The sequence below is a fragment of the Stenotrophomonas sp. TWI587 genome, from assembly GCF_039674145.1.
GTDB classification, from domain to species: domain Bacteria; phylum Pseudomonadota; class Gammaproteobacteria; order Xanthomonadales; family Xanthomonadaceae; genus Stenotrophomonas; species Stenotrophomonas maltophilia_AY.
In genome coordinates, this window is record NZ_JBDJMW010000016.1 from 1 (window position 1) to 16,946 (window position 16,946).

The 16,946-nt window shown below is 66.3% G+C and carries 13 protein-coding genes; all 13 read right to left on the bottom strand.

Going from position 1 to position 16,946, the window contains the following annotated elements:
• Nucleotides 1-549: 549 nt before the first annotated feature.
• On the bottom strand, nucleotides 550-2,973 hold the full coding sequence (gene bamA, locus ABE464_RS18285) for an outer membrane protein assembly factor BamA (protein ID WP_346473086.1): 2,424 nt from the start codon (nucleotides 2,971-2,973) through the stop codon (nucleotides 550-552).
• 73 nt (nucleotides 2,974-3,046) lie between these two features.
• Nucleotides 3,047-4,405, bottom strand: a complete 1,359-nt coding sequence (rseP, locus tag ABE464_RS18290) for an RIP metalloprotease RseP (protein ID WP_346473087.1) — start codon at nucleotides 4,403-4,405, stop codon at nucleotides 3,047-3,049.
• Between the two features lie 34 nt (nucleotides 4,406-4,439).
• Complete coding sequence (locus tag ABE464_RS18295; protein WP_346473088.1) at nucleotides 4,440-5,630, bottom strand: 1-deoxy-D-xylulose-5-phosphate reductoisomerase; 1,191 nt, start codon at nucleotides 5,628-5,630, stop codon at nucleotides 4,440-4,442.
• A 2-nt stretch (nucleotides 5,631-5,632) separates the two neighbouring features.
• Nucleotides 5,633-6,457: a phosphatidate cytidylyltransferase gene (locus ABE464_RS18300; RefSeq protein ID WP_123728763.1), complete on the bottom strand. Its 825-nt coding sequence runs from the start codon at nucleotides 6,455-6,457 to the stop codon at nucleotides 5,633-5,635.
• Nucleotides 6,454-7,188: a polyprenyl diphosphate synthase gene (gene uppS, locus ABE464_RS18305; protein WP_346473110.1), complete on the bottom strand. Its 735-nt coding sequence runs from the start codon at nucleotides 7,186-7,188 to the stop codon at nucleotides 6,454-6,456. Before uppS ends, ABE464_RS18300 begins: the two co-directional genes overlap by 4 nt.
• Nucleotides 7,189-7,229: 41 nt before the next feature.
• Nucleotides 7,230-7,787, bottom strand: a complete 558-nt coding sequence (gene frr / locus ABE464_RS18310; RefSeq protein WP_046272044.1) for a ribosome recycling factor — start codon at nucleotides 7,785-7,787, stop codon at nucleotides 7,230-7,232.
• Nucleotides 7,788-7,885: 98 nt separating this feature from the next.
• Complete coding sequence (gene pyrH / locus ABE464_RS18315; RefSeq protein ID WP_123728765.1) at nucleotides 7,886-8,614, bottom strand: UMP kinase; 729 nt, start codon at nucleotides 8,612-8,614, stop codon at nucleotides 7,886-7,888.
• A gap of 133 nt (nucleotides 8,615-8,747) precedes the next feature.
• A complete protein-coding gene (locus ABE464_RS18320) occupies nucleotides 8,748-10,247 on the bottom strand; it encodes a GGDEF domain-containing protein (protein ID WP_346473089.1) in 1,500 nt (499 codons plus the stop codon).
• Nucleotides 10,248-10,439: 192 nt separating this feature from the next.
• Nucleotides 10,440-11,318 (bottom strand): translation elongation factor Ts, encoded by an 879-nt coding sequence (gene tsf, locus ABE464_RS18325; protein ID WP_123728767.1) that lies wholly within the window; start codon nucleotides 11,316-11,318, stop codon nucleotides 10,440-10,442.
• A 126-nt stretch (nucleotides 11,319-11,444) separates the two neighbouring features.
• On the bottom strand, nucleotides 11,445-12,272 hold the full coding sequence (gene rpsB, locus ABE464_RS18330) for a 30S ribosomal protein S2 (RefSeq protein ID WP_088433311.1): 828 nt from the start codon (nucleotides 12,270-12,272) through the stop codon (nucleotides 11,445-11,447).
• 212 nt (nucleotides 12,273-12,484) lie between these two features.
• Nucleotides 12,485-13,198, bottom strand: coding sequence for a fimbria/pilus periplasmic chaperone (locus ABE464_RS18335; RefSeq protein ID WP_346473090.1), 714 nt, complete (start codon nucleotides 13,196-13,198; stop codon nucleotides 12,485-12,487).
• Nucleotides 13,199-13,550: 352 nt separating this feature from the next.
• Nucleotides 13,551-14,600 carry a spore coat U domain-containing protein gene (locus tag ABE464_RS18340; RefSeq protein ID WP_346473091.1) on the bottom strand — a complete coding sequence of 350 codons (1,050 nt, stop codon included), beginning with the start codon at nucleotides 14,598-14,600 and terminating at the stop codon, nucleotides 13,551-13,553.
• On the bottom strand, nucleotides 14,597-16,945 hold the full coding sequence (locus tag ABE464_RS18345) for a fimbria/pilus outer membrane usher protein (RefSeq protein ID WP_346473092.1): 2,349 nt from the start codon (nucleotides 16,943-16,945) through the stop codon (nucleotides 14,597-14,599). Before ABE464_RS18345 ends, ABE464_RS18340 begins: the two co-directional genes overlap by 4 nt.
• Nucleotide 16,946 lies beyond the last annotated feature (1 nt).

A 16,946-nucleotide genomic window follows, 5' to 3' on the forward strand; every position in this document is an offset into this window, starting at 1 on the left:
TGCCGGCGCTGCGGTCTCGACCCCAGGCGGTAAAGCCCCCGCAGGGGCGGGCTCCGCCGCGATGGGACTGTCTCTTATACACATCTGACGCTGCCGACGAAATAATTAGTGTAGATCTCGGTGGTCGCCGTATCATTAAAAAAAAATTTTTTCAAGCAGAAGACGGCATACGAGATAGCTAGTCGTCTCGTGGGCTCGGAGATGTGTATAAGAGACAGGCCCAACGGTCCTGGCCAGGGCTGCCCGCCACGACCCCCGACGGTTCAACGCGCGCGCGGCAGGGTAGTGCCGGCCGCTGGCCGGCTCTCGTTGATCCCGGAGGTTCGTACCGACCAACGGTCGGCACCTACCCAAAGCGGCATCGAGCAACGATGAGTCCTAACCGAAAGCTGCATCGATCATTGATCAGTCCCAACACCAAAACGAAAACGCCGGGCAATGCCCGGCGAATGCGTACCCCGTCTGGTGGAGAGCCCCCTTCTGTTGAAGGGGGCGCGCCGAAGGCGCGGGGATGAGGTGGAATGCGCGGACGAACTGCGAAGCAGTTCGTCAGAACTGACCGCCGAACGTGAATTGCAGACGCTCGACTTCGTCGCCGTCTTCCTTCTTGAGCGGGAAGGCGTAGCTGATCGAGATCGGGCCGACCGGGGCGCGCCACAGCAGGGCCACACCGGTGGACACGCGCAGTTCGTTGGCCTTGAAGTTGCTCACGCCGGTGTACACGTTGCCGAAGTCCACGAAGGCCGAGATACGGGCCGACGGGCTGTCGAACAGGCGCGGGAAGTAGGCTTCGACCGAACCGACGGTCTTGAGCGAGCCACCCAGCGGCTGGCCGCGGTTGTAGCTCAGGGTCGGTTCCGAACGCGGGCCCAGGGTGTTGTCTTCGAAACCACGCACCGAGTTGGTACCACCGGCGTAGAAGTTCTCGTAGAACGGCAGGCCCGTGGCGGTGACGGTCTTGATGTAATCCGACGAGGCCGGGTTGCAGTCGATGGTCTGGGTCGGATTCGGATTGGCGGTCGAGGGCGCGGTGTAGCAGAGGTCGCGCGTCACGTCCTTGCCGTAGCTGTCGCCGTAGCCGATTTCGGCGCGGGTGTTGATGACCAGCTGCGGGATGATCGGCCAGTACTTGGAGAACTGGTAGTTCAGCTTGTAGTACTCGACGGTCGAACCCGGCAGCGTGGTTTCCAGACCGACGCGCTGGTAGGTACCGCGGGTCGGCATGAAGTAGTCGTTACGGGTATCGCGCGCCCAGCCCAGCTCGCTGCGCCAGGAGTGGAACGTGCGCTGGCCGACGGCGTTGATGTAATCGATGATCGCCTGCGGGGTCGAGCCCTGGTAGGTGGTGATCTGGTTGCTGTCGATGCCCACCATCAGCGAGACGGTGTCGTTCTCGGTGATCGGCACGCCGAACACCACCTGCGCGGCACCGTTGGTGCTGTTGTACTGCGCGGTGTTGAAGTCGGAGTAATCCAGTTCGCGCCAGGACAGGTTGTAGCCCAGCGAGACGCCGTCATCGGTGAAGTACGGGTTGGTGTAGCTGAAGCCGTAACGCTGCAGGTAGCTGCTGCGCGAGGCTTCGACGGACACGCGGTTGCCGCCGCCCAGGAAGTTGTTCTGCGACAGCTGCACCGAGGTGGTCATGCCGTAGGACTGCGAATAGCCCAAGCCGAACACGAAGCTGCCGGAGGTGGTTTCCTTGACGTTGTAGACCACGTCGACCTGGTCGTTGCTGCCGGTGACCGGCGGCGTTTCCACGTCGACCGATTCGAAATAGCCCAAGCGCTGCAGACGGATCTTGGAACGGTCGATCGCGGCCTGCGAGTACCAGCTGTTCTCGAACTGGCGCATTTCACGACGCAGCACTTCGTCGGAGGTGCGGGTGTTGCCCTTGAAGGTGATGCGGCGCACCGACACGCGCGGGCCGGGAACGACCTGCATGTTGATGGCCACCGTGCGGTCGGCACGGTTGCTGGTCGGAATCGGGTTCACCTTGGCGAAGGCGTAACCGATGTTGGACAGCGAATTGGTGATCTGGTCCGAGCTGAATTCCAGCAGCGCACGCGAGAACGTATCGCCGGACTTCTGGATCACCATGCGCTCGACATCTTCCTGCGGGAGGATGGTGTCGCCGGTGACCTTGATCTCGGAGATCTTGTACTGCTCACCCTCGGTCACGCCGGCGGTGATGAACATGTCGCGCTTGTCGGGGCTGATCGAGACCTGGGTGGAATCGATGCTGAAATCCACGTAGCCGCGGTCCAGGTACCAGGAATTCAGCTTTTCCAGATCGCCGGACAGCTTTTCCTTGGAGTACTGGTCATCGCGGCGGTACCACGAGGCCCAGTTGTGCTCCTTCGATTCCCAGGTTTCCAGGATGTCTTCGGAGGCGAACTTCTCGGTACCGACCAGGTTGACGTGCTGGATCTTGGCGGCCTTGCCTTCCTTGATCGCGATGGCGATGTCCACGCGGTTGCGGTCCAGCGGGCTCACCGTCGGGGTGATGTCCACGTTGTACTTGCCACGGTCGTTGTACTGGCGGCGCAGTTCCTGGGTCACGCGGTCCAGGCTCAGACGATCGAAGGTGCCGCCCTCGGTCAGGCCGATGTCGCTCAGGCCCTTGAGGAGCTGGTCGCTCTTGATGTCCTTGTTGCCGGTGACGGTCAACTTGTTGATCGCCGGCCGTTCCTTGACCGTGACCACGAGGATGTCGCCCTGGCGGTCCAGCTGGACGTCTTCGAAGAAGCCGGTCTTGTACAGCGCACGGATGGTTTCACCGACCTTGTTGTCGGTGATGGTGTCGCCACGTTCCACCGGCAGGTAGGTGAACACGGTACCGGAGGTGATGCGCTGCAGACCATCCACGCGGATGTCGCTGACGGTGAAGGGCTCGGCTGCCTGCGCCAGGGCGGGCGCGCCGAAACCGGCAACGAGTGCGAGGGCCAGCAGGCGGCGATTGGGGAGTCGCGTCATGTCACGTCCGGTTGGAGTCGATTTCAACATTGCGGGATGCCGGCGCATAAGACGACGACAAAAGGATAAAAGTTCATCGCGGGACCAGACCGAGGATGTCGTTGTAGAACGCCAATCCCATCAGTCCGGCCAGCAGGGCCAGGCCGACATACTGTCCGGCGGCCATGGCACGCTCGCTCAGCGGGCTGCCCTTGACCAACTCGATAAGGTAATACAGCAGGTGCCCGCCGTCCAAGATGGGAATGGGCAACAGGTTGATGATGCACAGGCTCAGGGACAGCAACGCCAGGAAATACAGGAACCAGTCCAGGCCGCGCTTGGCCGAGACATTGGCGACCCGGGCGATCGTGACCGGCCCGGAAATGTTCTGCAGCGAGGCATTGCCGGTGACGATGCGTCGCATCATGCCCAGCGAATCGCCGGCCATGCGGGCGGTTTCACGCAGGGCGACCGGGACTGCCGCAAACGGCCCGAACTTGAGTTCGGCGTCATACGCCGGGGCATGGGTCTCCGGGAATCCGATGCCAATCTGCCAAGTGGCCTGGCCGCGGCCATCCACGCCCTGGCGCGGGGTGATTTCCAGCGCCAGCCGTTCGCCGCCGCGCAGGACGTCGATCATGCCGGGCCCGCCACGCTGGCCCAGCGCGGCGATCTGGGCCGGCACTTGGTCGGCGCCTTCAATGCGCTGGCCGTCCACGGCCACGATCAGGTCGCCCGGCACCAGCACGCCCTGGGCGGCGCCATCGGGCAGTACCTTGTCCACCAGCGCCGGCTGCAGCCAGAACTGCCAGCTCAGGCCGGCCAACTGCGGCACGCGGCGCTCGTCGAAGCCAGCCGGCAGCTGCGACAGCGGCACGGTGCGGGTGCGGGGCTGATCCAGCCCATCCAGCACCTCGACCTTGGCGTCCTGGCGGTCCATGGCTGCCGTGGTCAGGGCCATGCTGGCCTCACCGGCGGTGGCCACGCTGCGGCCGTCTACCTTCACCACGCGGTCGCCGGCCTGCAGCCCCGACGTCTGGGCCATGCCGGTGGTCCGACCGATGGTGGCCGAATAATCCTGTTTGCCGATCACGAACATCGCCCATAGCAGGGCGATGCACAGGATCAGGTTGGCGGCCGGACCGGCGGCGACCACGGCGATCCGCTGCCACACGGTCTTGTGGTTGAAGGCCTGGCCGCGCTCTGCCGGGTGCACCTCCACCTCGCGCTCGTCCAGCATCTTCACGTAGCCGCCCAGTGGAATGGCGGCGATCGCGAACTCGGTGCCATCGCGGTTGCGGCGCGACCACAGCGGCTTGCCGAAACCGACAGAGAAGCGCAGCACCTTGACCCCGCAACGGCGGGCGACCCAGTAATGACCGAATTCGTGGAAGGTCACCAGCACGCCAAGGCTGACGATCATCCACCAGACGGATCCGATGAAATCACCCATGGTGATCAGCGCTGTAAGGGGACGTGTCGGGCATTCAGGCGTGGTCGATGGCGGCTTGGGTGATCTGGCGGGCGCGCTGATCGGCGGTCAGCAGGCCCTCCAGTGTATCGGCGGACTCGGTCGACAGTGTTGACAGAGCGTTAGCGACCAGCGTGGGAATGGCAAGGAAAGCTGCCCGCCCCTGAAGAAACGCTGAAACAGCCACTTCGTTGGCCGCATTGAGGATCGCGGGGGCGGTGCCGCCGGCGGCCATGGCCTGCCAGGCAAGCTTCAGGCAGGGGAAGGCGTCGGTATCCGGCGCTTCGAAATCCAGCCGGCCCTGGGTGAGCAGATCCAGCCCGCTTACCCCCGATTCGATCCGCTGCGGCCAGCCCAGGCCCACGGCCAGGGTGGTACGCATGTCCGGCAGACCCATCTGGGCCAGGGTCGAGCCGTCGACGAACTCGACCAGCGAATGCACCAGGCTCTGGGGGTGAACCAGCACGTCGATGCGCTCGCCGGGCACGTTGAACAGATGATGGGCTTCGATGACTTCGAGCCCTTTATTCATCAACGTCGCCGAATCCACCGAGATCTTCGGGCCCATGGACCACTTCGGGTGGGCCACGGCCTGGGCCGGGGTGACCTGGGCGAGCTGCTCGCGGCTGCGGCCGCGGAACGGACCGCCCGAGGCGGTCAGGATGATCCGGCGTACACCGGCGCCGTCCAGGCTGGCATCGCGCGAGCGCAGGCACTGGAAGATCGCGCTGTGTTCGCTGTCGATCGGGATGATCTCGGCACCGGCGGCAGCGGCCTGGCGCATCAGCAGTTCGCCGGCGAGCACCAGCGATTCCTTGTTTGCCAGCAGGATGCGCTTGCCCGCAGTGGCGGCGGCCAGGGTCGAGGACAGCCCGGCAGCGCCGACGATGGCCGCGACGAGGGTGTCGCAGACATCGCTGGCAGCTAGCGCATCCAGCGCTGCGGCGCCTGCGTGGGCCTGGGTGGCCAGGCCGGCGTCACGCAGGCCATCGCGCAGGGCGGCGTACAGCGACGCGTCGGCGATCACCGCATGGGCCGGACGGTGCACGGCGCACAGCGCGACCAGTGCATCGACCTGACGACCCGCAGCCAGCACGGTGACCCGGTAGCGGTCCGGATGGCGCGCGATCACATCCAGCACGGATGCGCCGATGGAACCGGTGGCGCCGAATACGGCGACCTGGCGGAGGGCGGAAGCGCTGGACATGGTTAGAACCCGAAGATTTCCTTGCCGAGTGCGAACACCGGCAGGGCGGCGAGCACGCCGTCAATGCGATCCAGCACGCCACCATGGCCGGGGATGATGTGTCCCGAGTCCTTGGCACCGGCGTGGCGCTTGATCAGGCTCTCATAGAGATCGCCCAGCACCGAGGCGAACACGGTGACCACGGCAGTGATGACCAGGCCGACCAGGTGGCCGCTGTCGATGCCGGCCAGCCAGCCGAAGCCCAGTGCCACGATCAGGCCGGCGACCATGCCGCCGCCCAGGCCTTCCCAGGTCTTGTTGGGGCTGATGCGTGGCGCCAGCTTGGTCCGGCCGAAGGTGCGGCCGGCGAAGTAGGCGCCCGAATCGGCGGCCCAGACCACGGCCAGCGCGGTCAGCAGCCACAGGTGGCCGTTGTCACCGCTGGCATGGATGAGCACCAGCGAGGCCCAGGCCGGAACGATCGCCAGGGTGCCGGCCAGCAGCTTGAGCGCACGCGCCGGGCTGCTCGGGCTGGCGCCGAAGTTGAAGAAGCGCAGCCACAGCAGCGCCAGCAGCCACCACCCGATGCCGACCAGTGCGGCGATCTGGTACAGCACCAGCGAGCCGGCATCGGCCCACACGATCAGCACCATCAGCACCAGGTTCAGCACGAGCAGGACGGTGCGGGCGAGGGTGTCTTCGACGTCGGCCAGCTTCAGCCATTCCCACAGGCCGATCAGGAACACGGCGGCTGCCGCGGCAGCCAACCATTGGGTCGGCAGCATGAGGATGGCGAGGATGGCGACCGGCGCCATGATCAGCGCGGCGATGACTCGGGTCTTGGTCATGGGGAAGAGGTCTCGGTGGCCAAGGCGGCGATCTGGGCGCTGGTCAGGCCGAAACGGCGTTCACGCGCGGCATAGGCGTCGATCGCCTCCTGCAGGACGGCGGCATCGAACTCGGGCCACAGTACGTCGGTGAACCACAGTTCGGTATAGGCCAGCTGCCACAGCAGGAAATTGCTGATGCGGGTGTCGCCGCCGGTGCGGATGAACAGGTCCGGCGGCGGCAGGTCGGCCAGCGCCACGCGGCTGCTGAGCATGGCTTCGTCGATCTGCTCGGGCAGCAGGCGACCGGCCGCGACCTCGGCGGCCAGCTCGCGCGCGGCGCGGGCGATGTCCTGGCGACCGCCATAGCTGGCGGCGATGCTCAGGGTCATCGCACGGTTGCCGGCGGTGCGCTGCTCGGCAAGCTGCATGCGGCTGACCAGCCCGGCGCCGAAGCGCTCACGCTCGCCGATGAAACGCACGCGCACGCCACGGCGATGCAGCTCGTCCACTTCGCGGTCGAGCGCATTGAGGAACAGCTTCATCAGCGCATCGACCTCATCGCTCGGCCGGCCCCAGTTTTCACTGGAAAAGGCGAACAGGGTCAACGCGGCAATGCCGTGGTCGAGGCAGAAATCGATGGTGCGGTTGACCGCGCGCGCGCCGGCACGATGGCCGATCACGCGCGGGCGACGGCGCTTCTGTGCCCAACGCCCGTTGCCATCCATGATGATGGCAACGTGGCGCGGCATCGGCGCGGCAGAACTGCTGGTCGGGGCCTGGGACATAGGGCTCAGACCGCCATCAGTTCCTTTTCTTTCTCGGCGACCACACTGTCGACGTCCTTGATGGACTTGTCGGTCAGCTTCTGGATGTCGTCTTCGCCGCGCTTCTTGTCGTCTTCGCTGATCGCCTTGTCCTTGATCAGGTTGGCGATCGCCTTGTTGGCGTCCTGGCGGATGTTGCGGATGGCGATCTTGGCGCCTTCGCCTTCCTTCTGCACCTGCTTGCCCAGCTCCTTGCGGCGCTCTTCGGTCGGCGGCGGCAGGTTCAGGCGGATGACGGTGCCGGCCACGTTCGGGGTCAGGCCGAGGTCGGAGGCGTAGATCGCCTTCTCCACGTCCTTGATCATGCCCTTGTCGAACAGGGTGATGACCAGCGAGTGGCCTTCGGACACGCTGATCGAGGCCACCTGGTTCAGCGGGGTGTCGGTGCCGTAGGCTTTGACGGTGATGCGATCCAGCAGGGCCGGGGAAGCACGGCCGGTGCGGATGGAGGTGAGGGTGTGCTTCAGAGCATCGATGCTCTTTGCCATGCGCGTCTGCGCGTCCTGCTTGATTTCGTTGAGCATCGCCCGAATCCTGGATGTAACTGGGAATCGGGCGATTATAGGCGAAGAAGGGGCTTCGCCGGGCCGTTCAGGGCGCAGGCGTGGGCCTGCGCTCAGGCTCAGCTGTTGTCGCGGCCCTGCACCAGGGTGCCGATATTGTCGCCGTGCAGGATCTTGAGCAGCTCGCCCGGCTGGCCCATGTCGAACACGCGCAGCGGCAGGTCGCTGTCGCGGGCCAGGGCGAAGGCAGCCGTATCCATCACTTCCAGCCCGCGGCGGATCACTTCGTCGTAGGTCAGGCTGTCAAAACGGACCGCGTCGCTGTACTTGTTCGGATCCTTGTCGTACACGCCGTCCACCTTGGTGGCCTTCAGCAGCAGGTCCGCGCCGATTTCGATCGCGCGCAGGGCAGCGCCGGAATCGGTGGTGAAGAACGGGCTGCCGACGCCGGCGGCGAAGATCACCAGGCGGCCCTTTTCCAAGTGGCGGATCGCGCGGCGACGGATGTAATCCTCGCAGACGTCGTTGATCTTGATCGCGCTCATCACGCGTGCCTTGGCGCCCAGCTTCTCCAGGGCGTCCTGCATGGCCAGCGCATTGATCACGGTGGCCAGCATGCCCATCTGGTCGCCGGTGACCCGGTCCATGCCGCCTGCGGCCAGGCCGGCGCCGCGGAAGATGTTGCCGCCGCCGATCACCAGCGCCACTTCGGCACCGGCAGCCTGCGCTTCCATCACCTCACGGGCGAGGCGGTGGATGACCTTCGGGTCGATGCCGTAGTCCTCGTCTCCCATCAGCGCCTCCCCGGAAACTTTCAACAGGATGCGGCGATAGGCGAGCTTTGACATGGCGATCTCTGGGTGCGTGGAAAACGCCCGGATTCTACTGGAAGCCGGGTCATCGGGCAGCATAAATCTGCTGCACTGCGGCGAACCGTGTCCGTGACGCCGGGCGATCATGCCGCGCCGGCGGGGTCGGGGTTCAGGCCGGGGTCGTACTCGGCGAGCGTGCGATGACGCGGTTGCGGCCCAGATTCTTGGAGCGGTACAACACGTCGTCGGCAGCCTTGAGCAGGTCCTGAACATCGGCGAAACGCTCGTAACCGCCTTGGGTCGCCACACCGGCCGAGAAGGTCACGAAGAGGGGGCCGCTGGGCACTTCGGCCATCGGGGTGTTGACGATGTTGGCCAGGACCCGGCGCACCACTTCCAGTGCCACCGGTTCGGTGGTGTTGGGCAGCAGGGCGATGAATTCTTCCCCGCCGAAGCGTGCCACGGTGTCGCTGTTGCGCAGCTGTTCCTGCAGTTTGCTGGCGAACATGCGCAGCACCTGGTCGCCCATCAGATGGCCGTGGGCGTCGTTGATCTTCTTGAAATCATCCAGATCGATGAACGCGACGGACAGCGGCCAGCCGTGCCGGGTGGCGCGCAGGAACTCCTGCTCGAGCACGGCTTCCAGCTGGCGCCGGTTGAGTACGCCGGTCAGCGCATCGCGGTGGGCCTGCTCGGCCAGCCGGTTGGCCCGTGCTTCGAACTCGTCCGCACGCTGGCGGGCCAGTGCCGCGTCCTGTACCTCGCGCAGGTTGCGCAGGGTCGCCAGTTCCTGGGCGTGATCGATCAGCTGCTGCACGCGCGAGGGCGAGAACAGCGGGGTCTCGAACAGGGCACTGATGTCCGGCAGCGATTCGCCGATCCGGGTCAGCACCTGGTCGAACTGGGCGCTGTCCAGCCCGAGGGTGTCATGTACCTGCTGCAGTGCGTGTTCGCGCGCGGCATCGGCATCGGCGCCGAGCCAGATATCGGCCACGGCACCGGACAGCGCAACGCAGGCCTGGAAGGTGTCCTCGCCATCGACCGGCGATTCGCTGTGCGCGATGCTGTCCACCAGGTAGCGCGGCAGGCCCCACTCTTCGGTGATCCATGCGCCGACATCGGCATGCGTGCACTGCAGCTGTTCGCGCTCCAGTGCAACAAGGGCGTGGTTGTCGCTCGCCTGGCGCAGCAGGGGCAGGTAAGTGTCCGGTTGGGTCTGGGCCAGGGCGAGGATGCCGATGTCCTGCAGCAGCCCGGCCAGCATCAGCTCTTCGGCCTTGCGCAGGCCGCGGGCCTGACCGAGCAGGCTGGCAGCCAGTGCACTGAGGATGCTGCGGCGCCACGCGCGTTCGCGCAGGTCCTGGCCATCGCCGGCGGCGGTCAGGCCCTGGGTCACGGTGAAGCCCAGGGCGAGGGTCACCGTAGCGTTGAGGCCGAGCATGGTCAGTGCCTGGCCGAGATTCTCGATCCGTCGCCGGCTCGCATACAGGGGCGAATTGGCGATGCGCAGCATGCGGGCGCTCAGCGCCATGTCGATGGCGATGATGTCGGCGGCGGTGGTGATGTCCGCTTCCGGGTCCTGCGCCAGTTCGATGATGCGCAGGGCAATACCGGGCGGGGAGGGCAGGTTGCGGCAGAGCGCCAGGGCGGCTGTCAGCTCGGGAGGCATGGCGGGGCTTTCACTGTGTTGGGGCAAGAATACCTGAGACGCATCACAGTTTTATCTCTGGATTCTTGTGCTGACGCGGCAGATCGGTTTGGAAGTATTGCCCTGATCCGGCACACAAAGCAAAACCAGCGGGCAAAAAAAAGAAGCCGCGGAATCCGCGGCTTCTCTCGTAGCACCTTCAAGCGGTGAGAATCAGGCCAGACCGGCCTGCTTCATCACTTCGGCGGCGTAGTCTTCCACCACCTTCTCGATGCCTTCGCCGACGGCCAGGCGCTGGAAGCCGACCACATCGGCACCGGCGGCCTTCAGGACCTGCTCGACCGACTGGTTGGTGTCCAGCACGTACGGCTGGCCGTACAGGGTCACTTCGTTGACGATCTTGGCGATCTTGCCGCTGATGATCTTTTCCAGGATATCGGCCGGCTTGGACTTGTCCTTGTCGGACATCTTGGCCAGTTCGATTTCCTTTTCCTTGGCAACGAACTCGGCCGGCACATCGGCAGCCTTGTTGTGCGGCGGGTTCATGGCAGCCACGTGCATGGCCAGGCCACGGGCCAGCTCTTCATTGCCACCGGCCAGCTCGACCAGCACGCCGATGCGGCCGCCGTGCACGTAGGCAGCGACGTTGTTGGTCGATTCCAGACGCACGATGCGACGCACGTCGACCTTCTCGCCAACCTTGGCGATGACGGCGGCGCGGGCTTCTTCGATCGTCTCGCCGGTCGGCAGCTTGGCGGCCTTCAGGGCGTCGATGTCGGCAGCGCCCGAGCTCAGGGCGGTGGCAGCAACGGCCTTGGTGAAGTCCAGGAAGTTGCTGTCCTTGGCGACGAAGTCGGTTTCGGAGTTGACTTCGACCAGCACGGCCTTGCCGCCGTCCTGGGCTGCCACGATGATGCCTTCGGCAGCCACGCGGTCAGCCTTCTTGTCGGCCTTGGCCAGGCCGGACTTGCGCAGCCATTCGGCCGAGGCGTCGATGTCGCCGCCGTTTTCGACGAGTGCCTTCTTGCACTCCATCATGCCGGCGCCAGTGCGCTCGCGCAGTTCCTTGACCAGGGAAGCAGTGATTTCCACGGGATTTCCTCACGAAAGAAAGGGGTTGGGCCGGCATGGTGGCCGGCCCGTGTGACAGTGTCCTGTCGTCGCGCCATCGGCAGCGGACAGGAACGGTGGGCGCGCTGCGCCCACCGTGGGCCTGGATCAGGCCTGGGCTTCGCCAGCGGCCGGAGCGTCGGCAGCCGGAGCGGCAGCAGCCTTCTTGGCCGGAGCGCGGCGGGCCGGCTTGGCTTCTTCGGTGGCGGCAGCGTCGGCGAACTCTTCTTCACGGACGGTGGCAGCGTGCGGAGCAGCCGCCTTGCCTTCCAGCACGGCGTCGGCAGCGGCGCGGGCGTACAGCTGCACAGCGCGGATGGCGTCGTCGTTGCCCGGGATCGCGTAATCGACCAGTTCCGGGTTGTAGTTGGTATCGACGACCGCGATCACCGGGATGCCGAGCTTCTTGGCTTCCTTGATGGCGATGTCTTCGTGGCCGATATCGATGACGAAGATCGCGTCGGGCAGACGGTTCATGTCCTTGATGCCGCCCAGCGAGGCTTCCAGCTTGTCGCGCTCGCGACGCAGGCCCAGCACTTCGTGCTTGACCAGCTTGTCGAAGCTGCCGTCGGTCTCACCGGCTTCCAGTTCCTTCAGGCGGGCAACCGACTGCTTCACGGTACGGAAGTTGGTCAGGGTGCCGCCCAGCCAACGCTGGTTCATGAAGGGCATGCCGCAACGCTCGGCTTCTTCACGGATCGACTCGCGGGCGCTGCGCTTGGTGCCCAGGAACAGGATGGTGCCGCGCTTCTGGGCAACGCTGGAAATGAAGTTCATCGCGTCATTGAAGAGCGGAACGGTCTTTTCCAGGTTGATGATGTGGATCTTGCCGCGGGCGCCGAAGATGTACTGGCCCATCTTGGGGTTCCAGTAACGGGTCTGGTGGCCGAAATGGACGCCGGCTTCCAGCATCTGACGCATGGTGACCTGAGGCATTGCAGTAACTCCTGATAGGGAACCGGCCGCCACGGGTAATAGTTGGGCGGTCCGCCGCAAGGCGGGTGGTTCCGGGGTTTGGCTTCCCTGTCGCTTCCGTGACCGAACTCCTTGCGGAGCACCCCGGCACGGATATGGGCTGCAGGTGTGGATTCACCGGTGACGTCCGGTGTTGACGTGTTCACGCGAAAGGACGCGGGAAATCCAGTTGATTATAGCCCGGCCTGGGCCGGCGCTGCAATCTCGGGTGCGGCGGAGCGCAGGGTGGCCTCTTCTGCGTGGTCCAGGCGGGCCCGGAAGCGGCCGCCGGCATAGCCATCCGGGCGGGCTGGAACTGCCCAGCTCCGGCGACTGTGTGGCAGCACGTAGCCTGCAAGCCCATCAATCAGGCGCTGTCGCCGGCCCCGGTCATCCACGAACACCAGGTCGGCCAGGTGGGCATGGCCATCGCCGTCATTATAAAGCTGCAGCCGTGGGGCGGCCGGGCTGCCTGCTGCGATCACGCCCAGGCGTGAAACCGGGGGTACCTCGGTGGCCGGTTCAAGGAACACCGGCAGTGAGTAGCGGGGGTGTCCGGGCGCCACCCCGGCCGCGGGCGTGAGGATCAGACGGTAGCCCTGCTGGGTGCGCTGAGGTGCCGCGCCCAGCCGGATGACGCGCAGCCGCTGGCCCTGGCCGGCGCCGATATCCAGCTGCGCGGGACTGATCGCCACCTCGGCCGCTGGCACCAGGCGCTCCTCGTCGCCCTCCTGGGTCCAGCGATACAGGCGGGCCTGCCCCGTCCACGCGGTGGGCTCGGGATTGTCAAGCCACAGGTCTGCATGTGCCGGACCGGCCGGGACAGCGACGTTGGCCGGCCGGATATCCAGCGCGTGTACCGGCAGGGTGCAAAGTCCCCACCACAGCAGCGCCAGAAGCAGGCGCATCAGTAGGTGACGGTGATCATGGCGGAGTGCGCACCGTCGGCGCGTTCCACGGGTGGGCTCAGTGCGGCCACCTGCTCAGGCACCGGATCGCCTGCGCTGCTGCGCTGCCGTGCAGATCCGCAGGCCGCGACGTCACGCGCGCCTGCGCTGTGACAGTCAGCAATGATCCGTACCCCGATGCGCAGCATGGCGCCACCGCCATTTGCAGGGCGTGCCGCAGCGGGGACACTGGTGGAAGCAGCGAGCAGGCAGGCGAGGAGGAGGCAGGGCGGTCGCGCGGGCATCGAACATCGGACGGCAGGGGATGCGACCGTTAGCGGCCAGCAGGGGGGCGTCTTGAGGGCTGGCCCACTCAATAGGTGATGGTCACCGTGATCAGGTCGTTGTAGCTGCCTTGGGCGGGAATCGCGCCCGTCGTCGGCGGGGCCCGGCCGTAGACGGTGAGCGTCTGTGCGCTTCCGTTGCCGGTGCCGGCCTGGGTGTCGGTGTTGATCGTGTTGCCCCAGCGCTGCGAGCGCGCCGCGTCGCGGTACAGCTCGTAGGGGATGTAGTAGACGCTGCTGTCCGGGGCGGTGAAGCGCATGCGCCGGACGTTGCCGAGCGCGTTCTGCCCGTTGTTCAGGCCGATGCTGTAGGCGGTACGGTTGATGCAGGTCAGGCCGATCGTCGAGGTGCGATCAAGATTGGCGGTAATGGCGCCCGCGTTGCTGCCGAAATCCATGTCGGTGGTGACATAGGTGCTGCACTGGGGCAGGACGTTGGCGCTGACCGTGAACGGGAACGCGCCGTCGGCGGTCTTGTGGCCGCTGACGCCGCTGGTGCTGGTGCACAGCGCCGGTGGCTGGGCGGTGCCGATGGTGGCCTCGTTATAGGCATATTCCAGGCTGACGTTGGCGGCGGCGAAGCTGCTGGCGAAGGTGCCGGCCGACAACACCTGGGCGGCGGGGACCTGCCCGTACACAGTGATGGTCTGGTTGCCGCTGCCGCCGCCGAGCAAAGGCACGGCATAGTTGAGAGTGACCACCAACGCTGCCGGGGAGCCCCCCGGTACCGAACCCCACGTGGTGGTGCGGCCGGCGTTGCTGTACAGCTGGAAGGCCATCGGATCGGCCGAGGCATTGGTCATGCTGCGGCTCGGCAGCAGCGTGTTGCCGGTGCTGCCCGTGCCGATCTTCAGGCAGGCGCGTACGCTGGCACTGCCCAGGACGCTCAGCGCGGCGGTGTTGCAGGTGATGGTGAAGCTGGTCATGGCGTTGGTCGGGTTCGCCGCGCCATTGGTGATGGTGCCGAATGCCAGTGCGGTGGGTGCCGTCGCCGTGCACGTGGTATCCGCACGCGCCGCTGTCACCCAGCACAGCGCCCCCAGTGCCAGCATGATCGCGAGCAGCCGGGTGGCGATCATGGCGTGGGTGTCGGCAGGCAGCGCAGTGGGCCTATCCGGGGCATGCCGGGCGAGGTGGCGGTGACATGCGGCGCCAGGCGCACGCTGCAATGTCCGTCAGGCAGTTCGACCTGCAGTACGGCCGGTGTAACAACATCCTCCAGGTAGGTTTCTCCGTCATAACCCACCGTGGCGGCCCCTCCGCCGGGCAGCCGCACGCTGCTGCCGACGGGCAGCGCGACGCCCTCGGGATCGTGCAGGATCACCCGCATGGCCTGGGTGCGGCGCAGGCCGAAGTCGACGCCCAGCCCGGCGCTCTGTCGTGGCGTCACCCAGGTATCCACGCGGTCGGCGCGCATGTCCGCGGGCAGATCCAGCGTATCGATGGAGAGCCGGTTGCGCTGCCAGGACAGCAAGGGGGTCACCAGCAGCAGCCCGTTTCTGTCAGTGCTGCCGATCAGCCGGTTCTCCAGCCTTACCGGGATGCCGGCGTAGCCATCGGTGGACACCACGGCAAAGGCGTCGGGGACCTCGCGTGCGGCAAAGACGTGTCCGCCCATCCAGACCACGCTGCCACTGGCACTGGCGTAGCCGTAATCCAGGTCACCCTGGCGCGCGTAGCCCATTGAGTAGCGCCCGACCCGGTTGAGCCAGCCCAGTTCGGCCAGTCCGCCGGCACCGTCGTCACCGCCGCGCGCCTGCACCCGCCAGCCATGGCCGCCTTGGCTGCCGTCGCCCGGCACGGGCTGGGAAAGATCAGCGACATAGGTCAGCCGCTCGCCGTTGCGCTGCGCCGACAGGCTGCTCTGCCGGTTGCGCCCCAACGCGGCCGAGACCGACAGATAGACACTGCGGTCGTCGCTCTCGGCCAGATTCTGGTTGAAGGACAGGTAGGCGGACCAGCGCTCGCCGAAGCTGCGCGACCAGAACAGGCTGGCGTAGCGGTTGTCCTCGCCATCGGGATAGCGCAGGCGCAGGTAACTGGCGCTCAGCGATCCGGCCTCCTGCAGGTTGAGCCCGATCGTGGCCTGCTCGCTGATGTCCGGGGGCAGGGTGTCCTGCAATGCGCCCAGGTCGCGGTAGGCGCCGTGCGTCCGCCGGGTCAGCAGGTTGATGTTGAAGCGACGGTTGTTCCAGCTGTAGCCCACGGCATATTGGCCGCCCTGGAGTCCGTCGAAGCGGCTGTGCGCATAGGCGGCGTTGACCACGCCGGCGCCACCCAGCAGCCACCAGCCCCCGGCACCGCCGTTGAGCACGCCGCCACCGCCTTCCACGTGTGCCTCGGCGGTGAACCGGTCGCTGGCGCCATAGCGCCAGGTGGCGCTGCCGATCACCGGCGTTTCGTAGGCGAACGAACGCAGGCCGTAGTCCTTCCGCATCCGGCCCACGCCGGCCGACCAGTCGGACAGACCCTTGGCCAGCAGCTGCTGGGTGCCGTAGAAGGCAAAGTCCAGTGTCTGCATCCGGCCGAAGGCATCGGTGATCACCACCTGTGCGTTGCCGGTGCCGTTGATGCCCGGCTGCGCGGCCAACTGGAAGGGGCCGATCGGCACCTCGCCGTTGTACTGGCGCAGGCCATCTACATACAGCTCCACGTTGGACGGGACGACCGCTTCGCCGAGGAAGGTGGGGGTGGGGGTCAGCACGCGGTAGGGCTGCAGGCCGTAGTTGCGCCCGATCTGCACACCCCCCATGCGGACCGGCCGGCTCCAGTCGACAAAGCCGCTGTAGAAATCGCCGACGGTCAGTGACACGGCCGATGCCGGGAAATCCAGGCGCCACGCCGTGTCCAGACGCACGCTCTCCCCGCGCCACTGCCGATCGGCGGAATCCTGGTAAGTACGCAGCAGCGAGCTGGTCTCCAGGACGCCTTCGCCCAGCCCGAACAGACGCAGTTCGTTGGTCAGGGCAAGGTTGCCGCCGCCCTCGTTGTGGCTGCCATAGACGTCATAGTTGAGCACCATGCCGGGCGACGCGGTCGCTGCCGGTGCAGTGTCGGCCGCCCGTTCGAGCCGGGTGGTGGGCAGCGACAGCTGATCCAGCGGCACATCCAGGGCCAGCGTCTGCAGCGCCGCGTCATAGCGCACGACCACCCCGCTGAGGTGCTCCAGCGCGACCGGCTCCTCGCCGCGGGCCGAGAAGCCGAGTTGGCGCAGCGTGGCGCCGGAGGCCATCAGCCGGCCCTGCAGTTCGGTAAAGGGCAGCAGTCCGCGCGGGGTCTGGTTGAGCGTCACCTCCAGGTACAGGGTCTGCGCGGCGGTCAGCGGTGTCGGTGGCGGCAGCATCGCATCGCCCGACGCGCCAATGTCCGCATCGGCTGCCATCGCGGCGCACGGGGTCAGCGTCGCGGTGAGCAGCATCCGCATG